The organism is Psychroserpens mesophilus (genome assembly GCF_000826645.1).
In the GTDB taxonomy this organism is placed as follows: domain Bacteria; phylum Bacteroidota; class Bacteroidia; order Flavobacteriales; family Flavobacteriaceae; genus Psychroserpens; species Psychroserpens mesophilus.
In genome coordinates this window covers 19,803-39,101 of sequence record NZ_JXJP01000016.1, presented here as the reverse complement: position 1 = coordinate 39,101, position 19,299 = coordinate 19,803, and the positions used below count along the sequence as shown (strand labels likewise).

The window sequence follows — 19,299 nt, the reverse complement described above, 5'->3', positions numbered from 1 at the left end:
TGTACTTTCCTGAAATAGGTTGACTAAAAATTAAACCTTTTAGCAACATACCTAATGAAAGACAAAAAACAACACTGCCGAAAAACTTCTTACAAAAAAGTAGGTTTTGATTTAAAACTTTTAATCATTGATCAGATTCAAAACGGACAGATATCCGTGAATCATGCTTCAGAAAAATATCAAGTCTCTAGATCCTCTATTGATTACTGGTTGAAAAAATATAGTACCTTAGAACAAAAGAAACTTGGCATGAGCAAAAAAGACGAAATCAAAAAACTTAAGGAACGTATCGAAGAACTAGAATTCGTAAAGGACTTTCAACAAGACATTATCGCTGATATGGAACTCATCACTGGTGTTGATATGTCAAAAAAGTCATTGCCCAAAACATTAGCAGACGAGATCGAAAAAAAGAAACAAGACCGTTTAAAAGAAAATGGTTGATCCAATGTTTTGGGATTAGTAAACAAGCCTTCTATAAACGCTTGAAATCACACAGAACCAAAGTAAACAATGACCAAATCGTAATTCAAATGATTAAGGATTATAGAAACGAAGTCGGACAAAGAACCGGTGGCATTAAGCTCCATGACAATCTTAAATCTAAAATGGAATCACTTGGAATAAAAATGGGAAGAGACAAATTCTATAAACTCTTAAGAACTTATAACCTCTTAGTTCCAAAGACTAAAAGGTATTTTGTAACAACTAATTCTAAACATCAGTTTTATAAATATGATAATCTGGTAAAAGACAAGGCTCCTACTCGATCTGAACAGCTTTGGGTAAGCGATATCACCTATATCAAAACAGAAAACAAACATTGTTACCTGGCTCTGGTTACTGATGCCTATTCTAAGAAGATTATGGGCTATAAATTTATATCACATATGAAAACATCTCTTTGCATAGATGCACTCGCTATGGCCATTAAAAATCGTAAATATCCTAATGAAAAACTAATACATCATTCGGATAGAGGAATTCAATACTGTAATCCAGCATATACCCAGTTTGCTGAACAAAACAATATAACACTTTCAATGACACAACAGTACGACCCTTATGAAAATGCAGTAGCGGAACGAATCAATAGAACATTAAAATACGAGTACGGACTCAAACAAACCATAAAAAATAGTACTTTAGCTAACAAGATGATCAAAAAAGCTGTGAACATTTACAACAACAAAAGAACACATTTCAGCTTAAAACTAAAAACGCCAGCTTTTGTTCATCTTAACCAAAATGTAAAATACTGTTCCTACAAAAAGAACAAACAAAATTTAGAATACTTGACCTTTTAATTAAACAAAAATGAACCAAAAAAAGGTCAACCTATTTCAGTATAATACACATTAACCAATGATAAAATTCTTTAGAAAAATACGCTACGACTTAATGGAGAAAAATAAAACTGGAAAGTATTTAAAGTATGCTGTTGGTGAAATAATACTAGTAGTTATTGGCATTTTGATTGCATTACAGATCAATAACTGGAACGAACGACGTAAAGAAAAACAGCTAGAAATCAATGCAATGTCCGAGGTAAGAGATGATCTTGCAAATTCAATGATTGATATTAATCAAAATCTTAGTCTCATGAGTAATTGGTTGGAAAGTGCCTGGAAAATCAAAAGAGCCATTAATACTTCTGAAGTATTTCCCGATAGCCTTGGAGCTGATTTACTGAAGATGACACGAGACGAATATTTATTTACGAACTCAAAAACGTATACAGCATTGAAGTCTGCAGGGTTTAAGGTCATAAAAAACGATAAAATCCGAAGAGAATTGGATTACCTTTATGAAGCAATGTATCCACGATTAGCAACAATTACAAGTCTCGAACCAGATATTAAAGAGTACTTTTCCGATTATGTTAAAAATAACTTTAGAGCGATTTCACTAGATACACTTTATAAATCTGGATTAAAGGTCAAAGATATTGCCAGTTCAGAATTAGGTGCGGTTGGATGGGGCTATTTGTCAAGATTTGTTCCTACGGACTATGATCATTTTAGAACCGATCCTGAATTTACTATACTTCTTGACAACAGTATTCGTTGGAGAATGATGAAAATAATTAAATATAGAGAGGCCAAAAGGGGCACTGTTGAAACTATAAATTTGATTGAAGCAAAAATCAAGGGAAAAATCAAATTATCACAAATAAGAAGACTAGATCATCTAATTGACCAAGAAAATGCAGTAGACCGCATTATTGATATCATTAATAAAGGTGATACCGATGACCAAGGTTATGATATATCTGAATTAGCTGTTAATCGTCTTGGATATAGACTCATAGCAGCAAATAATAACTATGACGCTTTGAGGATATTAAAACTAAACACAGAAAAGCATCCAAATGCATCTAACACTTATGATAGTTATGGAGAAATCCTTTTACTAACAGGAGACAAAAAAAATGCCATTAAGGCTTATAAAAAATCGTTAGAATTGAATCCTGATAATGAAAATGCTAAAAAAGTACTTTCAGAAATAAAATAACGAAAGCACAACAACGTGTAAAGTTAATTGCTACTTCTCTATTCCATCGGAATAATCATCACAAAAACTTTAGTACATTTACTTAAGAAACATTTCGTTGAGTTTAGCCTTACGTTTTGTTTCCAAACCTCACACAAACTCGTTGTGCTTCATTATAACCAACCATTAACCAATGATAAAATTCTTTAGAAAAATTAGACAAAACTTACTTTCAGAAGGAAAAACTGGAAAGTATTTGAAATATGCAGTCGGAGAAATTGTCCTTGTCGTTATTGGAATATTGATTGCATTGCAGATAAATAATTGGAATCAAAATTCTAACCGAAATAAATTAGAATTAGAAGCATTAATAAACTTAAAAGAAGATTTTGATTTTAATTTAACAGAATTACGTCATATTGATAGTGTGAATACAAGAAATATTAAGTCTTGTTTAATAATACTTAACCACACAGGCAAAAGATATAAAGAAGATTTTATTGTGGAAAAATATTTAAGTGATGCTGCTGGATCTCCAGATTACGCTGCTAAAAACGGATTTTTAAATGATTTAGTCAGTTCAGGAAACCTTGGCCTAATCAAAAATAATGCTTTACGCAACCTTTTATCTTCATGGCCTACTCTATTAGACGAATTAACTTTAAGAGAATTAGCTTCTGAGAAATCTGATTTTGCATTAATTGATTTTATTATGAAAAACGGTAGTTGGTTGAAAGTTGATGAAGTCATTGGTTTCAATAATAGCTTAAATATAAAATTACCAAAATCTGGATTTGACATTGACAATAAACAAATGCTAAGATTACCTGAATTTGAAAATAGAATAGAAAATCAAATAATATTTTTCAATATAGTAAAAGACAGATATAAAGAATGTATGGCCCTTAACAAGCAAATTATTCAACTTTTGGATTCAGAAATAAAAGCAAAAAAATAACGAAAGCACAACAACGTCAATAATTGATTACAGCTGATTTACCTATCGGAAAATCCTCGAAATTAATTAACTTAGTAACTTATCGAAAAACGACTAACAACATTACACAATCACGTTGGCAGCAATTAAAGAAAACCGTTTATGAATAGAAAATTGAGATATGCAATACTATCATTTATCACAATTGGTGCATTTGGTATAAGTTGTAAACAAGAAAAAGACAGTTCCGTATTATCTAAAAATGTTCCGACCGTATCAAAGGTAACAGAATTGAATCCAGATGAAGAAGAAATAAAAACAACTATTAACGAATTGTTATTCAATGCTGGAAATTATAACGTTTCGGCATTGAAAACGATGGTGTCTGATAAAGCAATGCTTGGAATAAGCAGTTTAAAAGATGGTACTTGGTTCAATACAGAAATAGCAATTAATGATTTCTTTAAAAGTATTGAAAAGAGAGAACGTAGTCCTTACTGCGAATTACCTAATGACTATGACATATTAATTACAGAAGGTCAGTTAGCTCTCGCAAGAGCTGATTGCAATTTATACAGATGGGGAATTCCTCAATCAAGAGAAGTAAATCATTTTACATTCATTAAAGAAAATGAGAAATGGAAAATACTCAATATCTCTTGGACTAAAGAAGAGCTTCCAAATGAACAACAGATATATGATGTAGAAATATTCGCTCGTGGATATGCTCAAGCTTGGTGTAGTCAAAGACCAAATTTTGTATCTTCCTTTTTTGCAGAAGATGGTGAATTAACAGTTAATAATGGAGAACCAGCGAAAGGTACATTGGAAATTACTAATGTTGCTAAAGGATTTATGGAAGCTTTTCCAGATATGATTGTTTCACTTGACAGCCTTAAAACCAAATCAGATAAAACCCAATTTTATTGGACGCTTACTGGCACTAATAACGGACTTAACGGAACAGGAAATAAAGTTAAAATTAGCGGATTTGAAGAATGGACTTTTAATGATAAGGGGTTAATCCAAAAATCTACTGGTTCTTTTGATGAGAATGAATACAAGCGACAATTAGAAGTTGGGACAAACTAAAAAGGACTGCAGCGAACAACGTGTATATGTAATTGCTACGATAGTTGGTTAAGTGGATAATTTAGATGAAAATCGTTAGATTCGTAATCGGAAAATTAGCAAATCATAACTTTGCTATTTTTCTCCAGAAGATTTTTCACCACAAGTGGCTTATTCCGTAACTAATCATAGCACGAAAATATTGTGCTTCATTATAACCAACCACAAACCAATGATAAAATTCTTTAGAAAAATTAGACAAAATTTACTTTCAGAAGGAAGAACTGGAAAGTATTTGAAATATGCTATTGGAGAAATTGTATTAGTTGTTATTGGAATTATAATTGCTCTTCAAATTAATAATTGGAATGAAAACAGAAAAAATAAGATTACTGAAGCTGATTATTACTGTAGAATTTTAGATGACTTTGAACTCAATGAGAAGTTAATTGATGAAAATTATAAACAGACAACGAACAGAATAAAACTTACCAAAGAGCTTATAAAAGATTTAAACAACATACCTAATGATAGAAGTACAATCCTGAATAAATTTGTAGTTGCTTTAAGGCAAGATGTTTCTACACCTAGTAACATTACTTTTGAAGATTTAACATCTTCGGGACAATTAAAACTGTTAACAGATATTAAATTAAAGAACAGACTCATTGAACACAGCATATTTTTAAACAACTCTTTAAATCTACTCAAAGAAAATCGGAATGAAATTGTTAAAAGATATACAGATTTTGAACTTATAACTGAATTAGGGTATCAAGATATTCAATATATAAAACGAGAACTTGATAGAGAACATATTGCCTTCTTGCCGAAAATTAATTGGACAAACGACCCTACTCACCCTATATTCAAAAAATTTCAAGATAATCTTGTTTTTATTTTGGGTATGCAAATTAGGCAAAAACAACATTTTTCTAATTTAAAGAAAGAAATACAAGAACCCATCGAACTATTAAAAGACAAAAAGTGTAAATAACGATAGCACAATAATATGTATAACTAATTACTTAGTCTGTGCGAAATCGGATAATGACTAATGTCCTATCCCGTAACCAACCATTATGCGAACATGTCAGCCAACAAGTTTCAAATCGAGCCTATTTGATTAATCCAGATAATTTTCCGAACCCCATTTATCCAGACTTCTTAAAATATCCTCAAGTGATTTCCCTTTGTTCGTTAAACTGTACTTAACTTTGGGTGGAACTACAGGAAAAACTTTTCTGGATATAAGTCCATCTTTTTCTAAATCTCTTACTGTTTGAGTAAACATTTTATTTGAAATCTCTGGAATCTTTTTCTGTAATTTTCCTGATCGCAAACTGCCTTCTAATAAATGAAATAGTATCAAAGGTTTCCATTTTGTGCCTATTAAATTCATTGTAAAATTCAAAGGACAACTATTAACTTTATTCAAAATTAAAATTTTATATAATTGATTATCATTATTATACTCGTTTGAGTAACTATATTACATTATGGTAAGTTATTGTCGTTTAAGCAAATATAAATTAATTTAGCAATCTAAAATATAACTTATGACAACTAATAAAAATTATCCAAAATCATTTTCGCATATCGGAATAACAGTTCCAAACATAAAAGAAGCTGTAAAATTCTATTCAGAAGTAATGGGATGGTACATAATTATGGAACCTTCAAAAGTCAAAAAAGAAAAAGAAACTGCTATCGGTCAAATGTGCATTGACGTTTTTGGAAATGATTGGACAGAATTTGAAATTGCTCATTTAGCAACTTCTGACGGAATTGGGATAGAATTATTTTCTTTTCCAAATGGAATTAAAAAAGCACCTGAATTTAATCCTTTTAATACTGGTCTATTTCATTTTTGTGTACAAGACCCAAACATTGAAGAACTCATTGAAAAAATTATAGCTTTTGGAGGAAAACAAAGAATGCCCATTAGAGAATACTATCCAAATGAAAAGCCTTTCAAAATGTGCTATGTAGAAGATCCATTTGGAATTGTATTTGAAATCTATACTCATAGTTATGAACTGACTTATTCTTCAGGTGCTTATTCAAATTAAAAAAACCATTAGCTAAAACGTGTTAAGCCTATTGCTCGTTCTGTGCGTATTAGAAAAATCCGATCAGATTTCCCTAATGGCTCGTTCCTTTTTGTTATTTTAGTTCCTAGCCAACACCACAAACCGACAACTGAAAACGTTGTGCTTAATTATAACCAATCGCTAATCAATGATAAAATTCTTCAGAAAAATACGATACGACCTTATGGAAAAAAATAAAACTGGAAAGTATTTGAAATAAGCTATTGGAGAAATTGTTCTTGTAGTTATCGGAATTTTAATTGCACTTCAGATTAACAATTGGAATGAAAATAGAAAAGAAAGAGCAATAGAAATCGTTCTTCTTGAAAATTTACAAAACAACAGAATCGATATTTTGACTAATAATGAACCTTTCGTAATATATTTGAAATTCTTAACTTAGTAGAAATACACAAATACCTTTTTCCGTTATTAACGCTTACACGAACATGTTATAAACAATCTAATAAATCGCATTCTGAACTTCAAAAACCCTTCAGAAATGGACTTTTTTTTAGAATTTTTCTCGCAAAAAAAGTCTTCAGAAAATTAAGTGCTAAATTCTGCTAAAACAAAAATTCACGCTGACAGATATTGTAATGATATTTGTTTCTTTTCATATTTAAATTAAAAAAAGCACACCTTAAAAACAGTAAATCAGTAGCTTAAAAATTATTATTTAGAATTATTATAAATAATTTGGATATCTCTACAGACAAATATATTTTTGTCGAAAATTAATTATTTATAATAAGTCTAAATAAAAACAATGAAAAATTTACTACTATCCTTAACCTTCCTCCTCATAACCAATCTAGCTTTTCCACAAAACGGAACAGTTTCTGGAATTGTTACAGACAATAACAAAACAGCTCTTGTCGGAGTAAACATTTACCTAAAAAACACCTTAAAAGGAACACAATCTAATGAAAACGGAGCATTTGAAATCAGTAATTTAGAAAACGGAAATTATATACTTTCGATTTCTTACTTGGGCTTCAAAACAAAAGAAATTCCTATCTCAGTTGTAAGTAATCAAAACACAAATCTAGGAACTATTATACTTTACGAGGGAAATGAAATCTTAAGTGAAGTTATAATTGAAGGTGAACGTCGAAATAAATTTTCGAGAAAGAAAACAGCATATGTTTCAAAACTTCCTTTAAAAGATATTGAAAACACACAAGTCTATAGCACAGTAACCAATGAACTATTACAATCGCAAGTAGTTACAAATTTTGATGACGCTTTAAAAAATGCAACAGGAGTAGAACAATTATGGACTTCAACTGGTCGTGGTGGTGATGGAGCTGGTTATTTTTCACTTCGTGGGTTTTCTGTGCAACCACAGTTAGTAAACGGTTTGCCTGGATTGACAAACGGAACAATCAACCCTGCAAATATTGAGCGTATTGAAGTCTTAAAAGGACCTTCAGCGACGTTGTTCGGTAATGCTGTTAGCTCCTATGGTGGTCTTATTAACGTTGTTACCAAAAAACCTTATGTAGGCACTGGTGGAGAATTATCCTTTACTTCTGGAACTTACGGACTGAATCAAATCGTGGGCGATTTTAATACGGCTTTGAGTAAAGATGACAACTTATACTTTAGATTAAACACAGCTTATACAACGGAACAAAGTTTTCAAGATGCTGGTTTTAGAAAATCTTTTTTTGTAGCACCATCTTTATCTTACAAAGTGAACAACAAATTATCGTTTTCATTTTACGGCGAAATTACACAAGCAGAACAAACCAATCCAACCTTTTTATTCTTAAACAGAAGTGCGCCTACAGTGGCTTCAAATCTTGATGAATTAGGTTACAATAATAAATTATCATTTACAAGTAACGATTTAACCTTACAAAATCCAACACAGAACTACAGAATTGAAATGGATTATAAATTATCAGATACCTGGCAATCTCAAACCTTACTTTCTAAAAGTTCAACATCAACAAAAGGCTATTATTCTTACTTATTTGATTTTGGGATTTTAGAAGGAAACACATATTCTAGATTTATCAACAAGCAAAATGCCAATACCCAAACAACCGATATTCAACAAAACTTTATTGGCGATTTCAAAATTGCATCATTTAGAAATAGAGTTGTTATTGGCCTTGATTATTTTAACGAAACGGAAACCAATAATAGCACTGGATATGGCTTTTATGGTAATATAACTCCAAATGGTGAAACAAATGGCGACAATCCCTTTACAGCAGATATAGAAACCGATACGTTTCCACTTTCAACTTCTGGTGTAGATGCAGTATTGGCATCACAAGGTGTTAGTAATGTAAAATCAAAATATCACATCTATAGTTTATATGCGTCTGATGTACTCAATATTACCGATAATCTTTCAGCAATGGTTGGTTTACGTTTAGACCACTTTGATAATGAAGGAGATATAGCAAATCCTGATGATGATTATAATCAAACTACATTATCACCAAAATTCGGAATTGTTTATCAGCCCATAAAAGATAAGTTATCTGTTTTCGGAAACTACCAAAATGGTTTTACAAATGTTGCACCTCAACTGGTTGGAAATCCTGATAATGGTCCGCAAACCTTACAAACCTTTGATCCAGAACAAGCCAATCAGATGGAATTTGGTATAAAAACAAATCTGTTTAACAACAGATTAAATGCTACGATTAGCTACTATGATATTAAAGTAAAAGATCGTGTAATTACTGATCCATCTTCACCTTTCAATAAAATTCAAGGTGGCGAAGTTGTAAGTAAAGGATTTGAAATTGAAATAAATGCAAATCCAATTCAAGGTTTAAATATTAGAGCTGGCTATAGTTATAATGATAGTGAAACTACAGTATCAGACAATACAGAAATTCTAAACAGAAGACCACTTGAAGCTGGACCAGAAACATTGTATAATTTTTGGGCAAACTATGAATTTCAAGAAGGCAGTTTAGAAGGTTTTGGTCTTGGTGCTGGATTTAATGGCGCAAGCGAACGTTTTGCAATAAATTATGCATCAACAGGCAATTTTATTTTACCAAGTTATACCATTGCAAACGCTTCGGTTTTTTATCAAGCAGACAAGTATAGAATAGGTTTAAAGCTAAATAACGCATTTAACAAAGAGTATTATAAAGGTTGGACAACAATCAATCCTCAAATGCCAAGAGCATTATTAGTAAACATTTCATATCAGTTTTAACCAGTCTAAGTTAAAGAGCAACTTTTTTAAAGGTTGCTCTTTATTATAAAATCAAAATGATGACTACAAAAAAAATAATTTTTCAATTACACAAATATTTAGGTTTAGCGACGGGTTTAGTTGTTTTTATTGTAGCTATAACCGGTTGTTGCTGGGCCTTTAGAGACGAAATTGAAAGTCTTTATGATAATTACAAAACGGTAACACCACAAAATGACCCTATTTTAACACCAACAAAAGCAAAACAACTCGCACAAGAAATATTCCCAAATAATACCGTTCACGGAACTGTATTTAAAAAAGCTGACGATGCCATCGAAGTTATTTTTTATGATGCAGAACCTGAATTTTATCAAAGCGTATTTTTAAATCCATATTCAGGAGATGTAATTCAAGTTGATGATCACTTTTCAGGATTTTTTGCTTTTATTTTAAAAGGTCATATGCGACTTTGGCTTCCTAAAACTATTGGTGAACAAGTTGTAGGTATTTCCATTTTAATTTTTATTCTTATCATCATTTCAGGTGTCATTATTTGGCTACCTAAAAAACGGAAAAACCTCAAGCAACGTTTAAAATTTGATTGGAAAAAAACTACACGATGGAAACGCAAAAATTTTGATTTGCATACTGTAATTGGGTTTTACATTTGTTCTCTTGCGATAATTGTGGCTTTTACAGGTTCAATGATGTCTTATAATTGGCTAAAATATGTAGTTTACAAATCTACAGGTGGCGAAAAAGAAGCACGATTTATTATCCCTGAAAATCAAAGCGAAAATTTGGCTGATGGTAAAACAATTCCAATGGATCATTTAATTGTAAAACTGCTAAAAGAAAACCCAGAAGCTGAAGGATTTGAATTGCATTACCCAAAAACTGCAGACGAAAGTATTTACGTTGAAGTATCAAACAGCAAAGGACTTTATTATGATTCCGATTTTCGGTTTTTTGACCAAAACACCTTGGAGGAAATTGAAACACCAAGTATTTATGGAAAATACGAAAATGCTAAAGTAGCCGACAAAATCCAACGAATGAATTATGACATCCATATTGGTGCAATTGGTGGAATTGCAGGAAAAATAATTGCTTTTTTGGTTAGTTTATTGACTGCAAGTTTACCTGTAACCGGAGTTTTATTATGGTATGGTCGAAATTACAAAAAGAAAAAAGCTTTAGATAGCATTAAAGTATAGTCCACAAATTACTATTTCTGAAAAACCATTTGAGAAGATAACTTTTGAACAGGTACGTGAGTATTTCTAGGTCTGTGCTGACTTAACTGGCACAAGTTTTAAGAGGATCTCATGGCTTAAACCAAATGTGTATTGCCTAAGACTGATGGCTTGAAAAAAAATACTGCATGCAACAATACAAATAGATTTCAGCAATGACGCGGTTTTCAAGAGGCTTATATACCAGCCAAGTACACCAAATTTACAATTTTATATATTTAAAACTGAAAATAATGAATAAAAAATTCGGCTTGTACATAATCCGAAAATTCATCCTCCTTTTTTAAGCTACATTTCTTATATCAGAATAGTTCTAATTCATTATGACCAACCACTAACCAAATGATAAATTTCTTTAGAAAAATCCGACAGACCTTAGTCTCAGAAAATAAATTCAGTAAATATCTTTTGTATGCGATTGGAGAAATTATTCTTGTGGTTATTGGAATTTTGCTTGCACTTCAAATTAATAGTTGGAATCAACAACGGATTGAAGATAAGAAAGAAATAGAATTACTTACGTCTATAAAAGAGGAGTTTCATTATAATTTGAGCGAAATAAACCAATCTATAAAAGTTAATAAAAAAGTAACTCAATCTTGTGTTAAACTCACAAAACTCATAAGATCGGATTCAATAACCAAAGTACCTGAAATTGTTGACCAGTCATTGGTAAACATAGGTGGATTCAATTCATTCGATGCAAGAATTGGAATAACAGGCGAAGTTGTTAATTCAGGAAAGTTAAGCATTTTGAAAAATGACGAGATTAGAACAAAACTAGGAAACTGGCTGACACTTATAGCAGATTGCGAAGAGGATATACTTTTTAGGTCAGACAATTATACCATGAACTTAATGCCTTTTTTAATGAAACGATTTCCGCTTTCAAATGGTGAACTTACTAAAAAACTTGAATTTGATAAGAGCAATTATTTAGTTACTTATGAAAAAAAATCACCATTTAAACTCAATTTATCTTCAGAAGATTTCATGGAATTTGAGAATCAAGTTTGGCATCATAAACATAATCACGACTACATTGTAATAAATGAACTCAACTTAAGAGATTTTATTAATACAACGATACAGATGTTAGATAAGGAACTAGATAATATGAAATAACGAAAGTAAAAGAAGTTGTATAATTAATTACTACTGAATAACCTATCGGAAAATACCTGAAATTAATTAACTTAGTGTTTATAAGTAAACGACTAAAAACCTTTCGCCTAACTAATCATTACTGGAACGCCTTGACAACAATGTTAAATAAACTTTAGCTCAACGAAACAAAAGCAAAAATGAAAAAAATTTTTACACGATTAATTGCACTCGCCTTTTGTTTTTTAGCTTCTGCCCAACAGCCAGCTGAAGAATTGGATATAGAATCTGAAAAAGCAATTGTTAAAAATTTAGTGGAGAAATTTCTAACTGCTATTGGTAATCATGATATAGAAACTGTACAGACACTGTTTAGTGATAAGGCTAACATATATGGAGCTTCTTTAAGAGATGGAAAATGGATTACTAAGACTTATACAATCCAGGAGTTTTTAGAGCGCTTAAAATCTTATGATAACCCAACAAAATACACAGAACCTGTTTCTGATTTTATAGTCCATATGGAAAAGGGAATGTTAGCGTTTGTAAGAGCTGATGCCATTTTTACCATAAATGGTGAACCAAGAAATAACAATTTAGACTATTTTACTCTAATTAAAGAAAATGGAAATTGGAAAATATTAAACGGTTCTTATGTTTCTTTAAGAATTAAGAATTAATAAAACTTTTGTTTAATTAAAAGAACAACTTAAGACGCATATAACTCATTACTCAGTCTCTATGTACTTAGAAAATCCTAGCGTTGTTTCCTAATGGTTTGTTCCTTTTTACTAACTTAGTTCCAGCCAACGTAACTCATCAACCGCAAACACATAGACAATTTTAGAAATTATTTGAAATAAGTCACAACATAAATGAATGATAAAACAAGAATCATAAGAACCTGGAGAGGCTGGACTACCAAAGAAAATGCTCCAGTCTATGAAAACATGCTTATTAATGAAGTCTTTCCTACTGTAAAAAAGAAAGGAGTTAAAGGATTAGAAAAGGTCAGTATTTCTACTCAAGAAAAAGAAAGTGAAGTAGAATTCTTTCTAATTCTTCAATTTGATTGTCTCGATTCTGTAAAAACTTTTGTAGGAGAAGATTATAAAACCGCATATATTCCGGAGAATGCTAAACGCGTTTTACATAGATATGAAGATACAGCAGAACATTATGAATTTAGAAAGGAATTGTTGCTTTAAAAAATAAAAATAAAAGCAATAGATGAATGTAATAATACCTTGAAAATTTGGAGCTTAAACATTCCAAACACACCATATTATAACCGTGACAATAATTTAAAAACGCAATCAAAAGTAAATTTAACTGAATGATTTGTAAAAATTGTGAACAGGATTTTGTAGGCAACTATTGCAGTACATGTGGACAAAATGCTAACGTAAGAAAAGTTAATTACAAATACTTAATGGATGAAATTCCTAATAGTATTTTTCAAATAGATCGTGGATTTTTATTTACGCTAAAAGAATTATTTACAAGACCTGGACATAGTATAAGAGGGTTTTTAGAGGGAAAAAGAAAGAATCATTTTAAACCTCTGGCTTTCATAATACTAACCTCTACATTATACGTTCTCTCTCATTACTTTATTGGAAACCAAACATTTATTGATGATGCAATTACAGGTTTTAAGTCTGGCGCTAAATCTGAAAACAATTATTTATTGAAATGGATTTCTCAGAACCAAACTTACTTTATATTAATTTTGGTTCCTTTTTTTTCTCTCGCATCCTATTTTGCTTTTATTAAATCAAAATATAATTACTTTGAACATCTTATCTTAAACATATATATTACTGGACAACAAATGTTTATATATTTTCTATTTAGCTTCATCTATGATAGAGATAGCTATTTAGTTTTATTACCTCTTTTGTTGGGAATGGGATATAATTTTTGGGTGTATATTCAATTCTTTAATGAGAAAAGTACCTTCAAGAAAGTATTACTTATACTATTAACGTATTTGATTTTTATCACACAAATTTTTATAGGAATGATCCTATTTAGTTTAGTTATGGCAATAATCCATTAAATACTACTACAACATGTACAACTAACTAATCGGTTGTCAATACTCGAAAATTCCCAGCAGGTTGTCCTATGGGTTCGTTCCTTTATTAACTTAGTCCTTACCAATACGACTTAAACATATACAAACCTCCTTAGCAAAAACATAAGTGGATTTTTAACTAAATTAGCATTTTTAGTAAAATCCTAAAGAGCACCTTTTATCAAAAAATACATATGATTTGCATTTCTTGTAATACAGAACATAACTCAAATTTTTGCCCTAATTGCGGAGAGAAGTCCGGAACTAAGAAAATTACTTTTAATACAATTCTTCAAAGTGCACTTTCAACCGTCACAAATATGGACAAGGGTTTCCTTTATAATGTTAAAACTCTTTCATTAAATCCGAAAAAAATATCTGTAGATTATATTAACGGTAAAAGAAAAGGTATTCTCAACCCAATTTCATTCTTAATAATTTCTATTTCAATATATTTAATTTTAGAAACTATTTTTAAATTACCAATAGAGCAAATACAAAATAAGGACAGGTCTGCTTTATCCTCAAAGGGTTATGACATTGGTCGAGCTGGAGGAAAAATTATATTTAATTATTTCAAGTATTTTTGGATTTTGTCGGTATTGTTTCTAGCCAATGTAACTAAATTGTTTTTTGGGAAATATAACTACATCGAACACATAGCAATAAACGCTTTTGTTATTGGTCAAGCAACATTAATAAGTATTATCGGGTTTTTTGTTTTTAAACTTCCTTTACCTTTTAACCCGATCCTATATTTAGCTATGTTTCTTTTGATATATTTCATTTTTAAGCCAGAAAAAAATAACTTACTATCATTACTATTGTCATTTGCTGGAATATTGCTATTTATTATTCAACTATTTATAGTGGGAATAATTATAGGAATTATAATGACAAATTAAAAGGTATTAATATATACATTGACCAACAACATGTAAACTCATTGTTTGATCTGTGTTTACTTAGGAATACTATTAAAATCACCTATTGGATCGTGACTTTTTACTAACTTAGTTTCTGGTTAATATAACGATCCATATAACGAACACGTTAACTTTAATTAAAAAAACTAAATGAAAAAAAGACTATTTTTATTATTATTTACAGGTAGCCTAATTATCAATTCTTACTCTCAAAATGACGTTTGTAATTGCAAGAGTAGTTTGACATTCTTAGATAGTAAAATACGAAAAACACCTGCATACAAAGTCAATAAAAAGGCATATAACACTACATATTCAGACATTTCAAAAGAAGCTAAGTCTTCAAGCACTATCTTCGATTGTCATGTTTTACTCAACAAATTACTGATTGCTTTAAACGATAACCATAGTAAAGTCTATGGTCTCGAACTCGGAGCCACAAACGATGTCACTTCAAATTCAGAAAAGTTCAATGCATTTAAACAAACTGAACTTTTTAATGCTTACCCGAAACCTAATATTAACCTAGACAGTTTAACAACTGTATTAAATTCTAAAGCTAAAACAGATATAGAAGGCATATACAACATGGATAACTACATGAACATTGGTGTATACAGAACTCAGAATAATTACAAAGCGATTGTTCTCGATTCAGTATCTGATGTATGGCGAGTAGGTGAAATAATATACGTACTAATTCCATTTGGTAATGATTACCTTTTAAGCATCGGTGGAAGTATAACATCCAAAAGATTAATTGCATATACTGAAAGATTAGAAAACGGATTTTTTCATTTTATGGGCTTCCAAAAAGACCTTAGTCAAATAAATTATTCTACCAAAACACTCTCTGATAGCACCTATTATCGAAAAGAACTATCAGATAAGTTGACCTATATAAAAATTGGAAGTTTTAATTCTTGGAACCCAACACTATCAGAGGCTGAAAAATTTTACAAATCCCTAGAAGGAAACTTAAACAAACCCAACTTAATTGTTGACTTGAGAAATAATGGTGGTGGTGGCGAACGAAACTCTAATATTCTATATAAATTACTGAAAGATTACTCTAAAAAAAATAGAATTTATGTCTTAGTTAATCACAGAACAGTAAGTAACGCAGAGCAATTCACAAAAAAATTAAGCACATTAGAAAATAGCCAGATATTTGGCACGAGAACCAACGGCACTCTTGCATACGAAATAAAGGATAGCAGTTATAACTTACCTTGTGGTAATTTTGTAGCTGTTCTTACTTCAAAAAAGCATTCAGATTACCTCGAATTTGAATCCAACGGAATTGAACCAGATGTAACTTTAAATGCAGATGAGGATTGGATTGTTCAATTAAATAATCACATTTTAAAAAACAACAAGGACTAACAACACGTAAACTAAATAACTTCTTGTTTCTCATTCCGAAAATCCTCGAAATTAGTTAACTTAGTCCTAAGCGAAAAATATCTTATGTCCTACTCTCTTAATCATCATTACAAATACAGGTTGGCTATATTATAAGAACGGTTCTAAAGATAAAAATTCCATAAATATGTGTTTTAGTGAAAAAGCATTTCAATCTCGTGTTTTATATGTCATGACTTCTGCAATGTTATTTTTATCTACATTGGTTATATCTCAGGATAAAAAGATTGAAGGTTCGGTAATGGCTAAATCTGAAATTGAAGAGATGATATCAAAAATTAACACTGCAGTAAATCCTGAATTTGTTTACGATTATGAGAAAACAAAATTTGTTCCTCAACAGGGAAAAACGTTACTTATAATGGGACAAACTGTTGAACGCATAAAAGAGTATCAAGATAACTTTCCGAATGAAGCCGTTCCTGGTGGATGGTCAGCTTATTGGGGAATTCCTGAATTTAAAGGGATTACTAGGTCTCATAAAAACAATTCTGGCAATACACAAAATCATCAGATGTTAATTGACAGCTTTCCTAATACAGTTATTCAAAGTGCCATGTGGATGGTAGGCAAATGGGATATTGCAAAAAAAACTAGCAACGGAGAGTATGATAAGGTCATTAAAAAATATGGAGCTTGGGCTAAATCTACTAATCGACCGATTTACTTAAGAATAGGCTACGAATTTGATGGACCTCATAATGAACTAGAGCCCAAGGAATATGTAAAAGCTTACAAACACATCGTTGATCTTTTACGCAAGAAAGGCGTAAATAACATCGCATTTGTATGGCACTCTTACGCTTCCATACCTTATAAAAACTATAAATTATCAGATTGGTATCCAGGTGATAATTATGTAGATTGGATAGGCATTTCAGTATTTGGTCATGCGTACGATAATTATAATTTTGGTATACATTGTGAAAACCTTCTACAATTTGCCAAGCAAAAGAAAAAACCTGTAATGATTGCTGAATCGAATCCAATCAATGGTATTTTTAATGACAATACTGATGTTTGGGATCAGTGGTTTGTGAATTTTTTCACCTTCATTTATAATAAGAATATCAAAGCTGTTAGCTTCATAAATGAAGATTGGACAAGCCTTAATATTCCAGGAATTTCTAGTTGGAAAGATTCTCGTCTTTTTAATAATGACAAAATATCAAAGGCATGGTTTATGGAAACTAATAAAAATATGTACTTAAAACAATCACCTGAACTTTATAAACAATTGGGATATGAAAACCAATAATAATTAATTATGAGATGAACTGGTCTTATATATTTAAGAGATCCTATAAACAAAATACGTAGTCAATTATTTATATACAGCTTACACTAAGAAAACCCAATAGATTTTCTTTTAGTTCGAATTCTTTTTCACTAACTTAGTTCATGCCAAGATAAGCAGCGAAATCTCACGACGTTGCAATCCGTTAAAAACATAGAGTCTAAATGAGAAATCTGATTTTTATAATAATTGCTGCATTTAATATCTCTTACGTTGTACCACAGGAAAATAAAGTCGACAAGATTAGAATTAATGAAGATTTAAACGAAATTTTAAATGATATATCACAAAATTACGTCTATTTAAAAGAAAAAAATATTGATTTAAAATGCATTAAAAACTATTACGAAAATCAAATAACAGATCTACAAACTGAAGAAGACACAGTCCTTTTTTTCGAATATTTATTAGACGAATTTTATGACAGTCATTTAATTTTAAATACAAATAGAACCTCATCCTTTAGATTGTATTCATCAATTTATGCTACAGTTAAAAATGGAACAGCAAAAGTTTCAAATGTTTGGCAAACGCAAATAGAACATATTGATTATAATATTATTGGAGCAGAAATACTAAAAATAAATCACATGCCTTTATTACAAGCAATTGAGCAATTCCCGACGCATTGTAATGACAAGAATTCTCAGCATGTTAGAGAATGGATTGTAAATAAAATCTTGGCAGGACGTTATAATGAACCCAGATTATTAACCTTGAAATTAGAGAGCAATCAAATCGTTGAATTCGATTTAAATAAGTTCAAAATTTTAAAAACCTCTAATCTTTTAACTTCGAAAATAGAGAACGAAATAGGAATAATTAGAATAAACAACGCTTTAGGAAATCATAATTTAATAAGTGAATTTGATCAAGCTCTTAAGAATTTAATGAATACTAAAGGATTAATAATTGACTTGAGAAACACAGTAGATGGAGGAAACTCTTATGTCGCTCGTGGTATTATGAGTAGATTTATTACAGAAACCAAACCTTATCAAAAACATTGGACAACAGAACAATTCGATGGAAGCACAAGGATTGAACGAAGTTGGGTTGAATATGTTGGTCCGAGAGAAAAGCCATATCTAAAGCCCATTGTAATATTAGTTGGGCGATGGACAGGAAGTATGGGCGAAGGGCTTGCCATCGGATTTGAAGGCATGGAAAGAGCCGAAATTGTAGGCTCAGAAATGGAAAGATTAGCTGGAGAAATCAACAGTTTCACATTAAAACATCAAACCTTTGGTTATCAACTTTCGACAGCAAAGCTTTATCATTTAAACGGTACACCAAGAGAAAAATACGTGCCAACAAATTATATAATCCAAACAAGAACAGATGTCGATGAAACTCTTGCAAAAGGTATTGAATTAATTAATAACATTACCGAATAATAATGTGTAGTAACAACATCTGTAGTCAACTTCTGGCATGGACAT

At 30.7% G+C, this 19,299-nt stretch carries 19 protein-coding genes; 18 read left to right on the top strand and 1 reads right to left on the bottom strand.

The features are described 5' to 3' along the window. Positions 1–54: 54 nt before the first annotated feature. The 6 genes from TD18_RS12595 to TD18_RS12570 all read left to right on the top strand — a co-directional run bounded on the left by TD18_RS12595 (position 55) and on the right by TD18_RS12570 (position 5,498). The gene (locus TD18_RS12595; protein WP_052461169.1) at positions 55–444 is read left to right on the top strand and encodes a helix-turn-helix domain-containing protein; all 390 of its coding nucleotides are present in this window, start codon (positions 55–57) and stop codon (positions 442–444) included. Then, entirely contained in the window at positions 441–1,307 is an 867-nt protein-coding gene (locus TD18_RS12590) for an IS3 family transposase (RefSeq protein ID WP_160289468.1), read from the top strand. Before TD18_RS12595 ends, TD18_RS12590 begins: the two co-directional genes overlap by 4 nt. Positions 1,308–1,365: 58 nt before the next feature. Continuing rightward, positions 1,366–2,514, top strand: coding sequence for a DUF6090 family protein (locus TD18_RS16780; RefSeq protein ID WP_152611375.1), 1,149 nt, complete (start codon positions 1,366–1,368; stop codon positions 2,512–2,514). A 172-nt stretch (positions 2,515–2,686) separates the two neighbouring features. Then, on the top strand, positions 2,687–3,451 hold the full coding sequence (locus TD18_RS16775; protein WP_052461167.1) for a DUF6090 family protein: 765 nt from the start codon (positions 2,687–2,689) through the stop codon (positions 3,449–3,451). Positions 3,452–3,592: 141 nt separating this feature from the next. After that, complete coding sequence (locus TD18_RS17050; RefSeq protein WP_241480675.1) at positions 3,593–4,522, top strand: ester cyclase; 930 nt, start codon at positions 3,593–3,595, stop codon at positions 4,520–4,522. Positions 4,523–4,733: 211 nt separating this feature from the next. Next, entirely contained in the window at positions 4,734–5,498 is a 765-nt protein-coding gene (locus TD18_RS12570) for a DUF6090 family protein (protein WP_040253172.1), read from the top strand. A 129-nt stretch (positions 5,499–5,627) separates the two neighbouring features. On the opposite strand, the gene TD18_RS12565 is transcribed toward TD18_RS12570, so the two are convergent. Beyond that, positions 5,628–5,903: a winged helix-turn-helix transcriptional regulator gene (locus TD18_RS12565; RefSeq protein WP_052461166.1), complete on the bottom strand. Its 276-nt coding sequence runs from the start codon at positions 5,901–5,903 to the stop codon at positions 5,628–5,630. A 157-nt stretch (positions 5,904–6,060) separates the two neighbouring features. Between TD18_RS12565 and TD18_RS12560 the strand changes: the two genes are divergently transcribed. From TD18_RS12560 to TD18_RS16765, 12 genes are all read left to right on the top strand, one after another. Beyond that, positions 6,061–6,573: a VOC family protein gene (locus TD18_RS12560; RefSeq protein WP_040253166.1), complete on the top strand. Its 513-nt coding sequence runs from the start codon at positions 6,061–6,063 to the stop codon at positions 6,571–6,573. 244 nt (positions 6,574–6,817) lie between these two features. Then, entirely contained in the window at positions 6,818–6,997 is a 180-nt protein-coding gene (locus TD18_RS17535) for a DUF6090 family protein (RefSeq protein WP_316931632.1), read from the top strand. A 366-nt stretch (positions 6,998–7,363) separates the two neighbouring features. Then, positions 7,364–9,787: a TonB-dependent receptor gene (locus tag TD18_RS12555; RefSeq protein WP_040253163.1), complete on the top strand. Its 2,424-nt coding sequence runs from the start codon at positions 7,364–7,366 to the stop codon at positions 9,785–9,787. A 56-nt stretch (positions 9,788–9,843) separates the two neighbouring features. Continuing rightward, the gene (locus TD18_RS12550) at positions 9,844–10,986 is read left to right on the top strand and encodes a PepSY-associated TM helix domain-containing protein (protein WP_241480673.1); all 1,143 of its coding nucleotides are present in this window, start codon (positions 9,844–9,846) and stop codon (positions 10,984–10,986) included. Between the two features lie 381 nt (positions 10,987–11,367). Beyond that, entirely contained in the window at positions 11,368–12,150 is a 783-nt protein-coding gene (locus TD18_RS12545; protein WP_152611374.1) for a DUF6090 family protein, read from the top strand. 179 nt (positions 12,151–12,329) lie between these two features. Next, complete coding sequence (locus tag TD18_RS12540) at positions 12,330–12,809, top strand: nuclear transport factor 2 family protein (RefSeq protein WP_040253157.1); 480 nt, start codon at positions 12,330–12,332, stop codon at positions 12,807–12,809. Positions 12,810–13,004: 195 nt separating this feature from the next. Beyond that, entirely contained in the window at positions 13,005–13,337 is a 333-nt protein-coding gene (locus tag TD18_RS12535; protein WP_040253155.1) for a hypothetical protein, read from the top strand. A gap of 128 nt (positions 13,338–13,465) precedes the next feature. Then, positions 13,466–14,191 (top strand): DUF3667 domain-containing protein, encoded by a 726-nt coding sequence (locus TD18_RS12530; protein WP_040253152.1) that lies wholly within the window; start codon positions 13,466–13,468, stop codon positions 14,189–14,191. 212 nt (positions 14,192–14,403) lie between these two features. After that, positions 14,404–15,114: a DUF3667 domain-containing protein gene (locus TD18_RS12525; RefSeq protein WP_040253150.1), complete on the top strand. Its 711-nt coding sequence runs from the start codon at positions 14,404–14,406 to the stop codon at positions 15,112–15,114. 171 nt (positions 15,115–15,285) lie between these two features. Next, positions 15,286–16,521 carry a S41 family peptidase gene (locus tag TD18_RS12520; protein ID WP_084205918.1) on the top strand — a complete coding sequence of 412 codons (1,236 nt, stop codon included), beginning with the start codon at positions 15,286–15,288 and terminating at the stop codon, positions 16,519–16,521. A 166-nt stretch (positions 16,522–16,687) separates the two neighbouring features. Next, entirely contained in the window at positions 16,688–17,818 is a 1,131-nt protein-coding gene (locus TD18_RS16770) for a glycoside hydrolase family 26 protein (RefSeq protein WP_152611373.1), read from the top strand. A 203-nt stretch (positions 17,819–18,021) separates the two neighbouring features. Beyond that, positions 18,022–19,254, top strand: coding sequence for a S41 family peptidase (locus TD18_RS16765; protein ID WP_052461164.1), 1,233 nt, complete (start codon positions 18,022–18,024; stop codon positions 19,252–19,254). The last annotated feature ends 45 nt before the right edge of the window (positions 19,255–19,299 follow it).

Coding starts and splice junctions, on each gene's coding strand:
- TD18_RS12595 (WP_052461169.1), top strand. CDS start 55: ATGAAAGACAAAAAACAACACTGCCGAAAAACTTCTTACAAAAAAGTA.
- TD18_RS16780 (WP_152611375.1), top strand. CDS start 1,366: ATGATAAAATTCTTTAGAAAAATACGCTACGACTTAATGGAGAAAAAT.
- TD18_RS16775 (WP_052461167.1), top strand. CDS start 2,687: ATGATAAAATTCTTTAGAAAAATTAGACAAAACTTACTTTCAGAAGGA.
- TD18_RS17050 (WP_241480675.1), top strand. CDS start 3,593: ATGAATAGAAAATTGAGATATGCAATACTATCATTTATCACAATTGGT.
- TD18_RS12570 (WP_040253172.1), top strand. CDS start 4,734: ATGATAAAATTCTTTAGAAAAATTAGACAAAATTTACTTTCAGAAGGA.
- TD18_RS12565 (WP_052461166.1), bottom strand. CDS start 5,903: ATGAATTTAATAGGCACAAAATGGAAACCTTTGATACTATTTCATTTA.
- TD18_RS12560 (WP_040253166.1), top strand. CDS start 6,061: ATGACAACTAATAAAAATTATCCAAAATCATTTTCGCATATCGGAATA.
- TD18_RS12555 (WP_040253163.1), top strand. CDS start 7,364: ATGAAAAATTTACTACTATCCTTAACCTTCCTCCTCATAACCAATCTA.
- TD18_RS12550 (WP_241480673.1), top strand. CDS start 9,844: ATGATGACTACAAAAAAAATAATTTTTCAATTACACAAATATTTAGGT.
- TD18_RS12545 (WP_152611374.1), top strand. CDS start 11,368: ATGATAAATTTCTTTAGAAAAATCCGACAGACCTTAGTCTCAGAAAAT.
- TD18_RS12540 (WP_040253157.1), top strand. CDS start 12,330: ATGAAAAAAATTTTTACACGATTAATTGCACTCGCCTTTTGTTTTTTA.
- TD18_RS12535 (WP_040253155.1), top strand. CDS start 13,005: ATGAATGATAAAACAAGAATCATAAGAACCTGGAGAGGCTGGACTACC.
- TD18_RS12530 (WP_040253152.1), top strand. CDS start 13,466: ATGATTTGTAAAAATTGTGAACAGGATTTTGTAGGCAACTATTGCAGT.
- TD18_RS12525 (WP_040253150.1), top strand. CDS start 14,404: ATGATTTGCATTTCTTGTAATACAGAACATAACTCAAATTTTTGCCCT.
- TD18_RS12520 (WP_084205918.1), top strand. CDS start 15,286: ATGAAAAAAAGACTATTTTTATTATTATTTACAGGTAGCCTAATTATC.
- TD18_RS16770 (WP_152611373.1), top strand. CDS start 16,688: ATGTGTTTTAGTGAAAAAGCATTTCAATCTCGTGTTTTATATGTCATG.
- TD18_RS16765 (WP_052461164.1), top strand. CDS start 18,022: ATGAGAAATCTGATTTTTATAATAATTGCTGCATTTAATATCTCTTAC.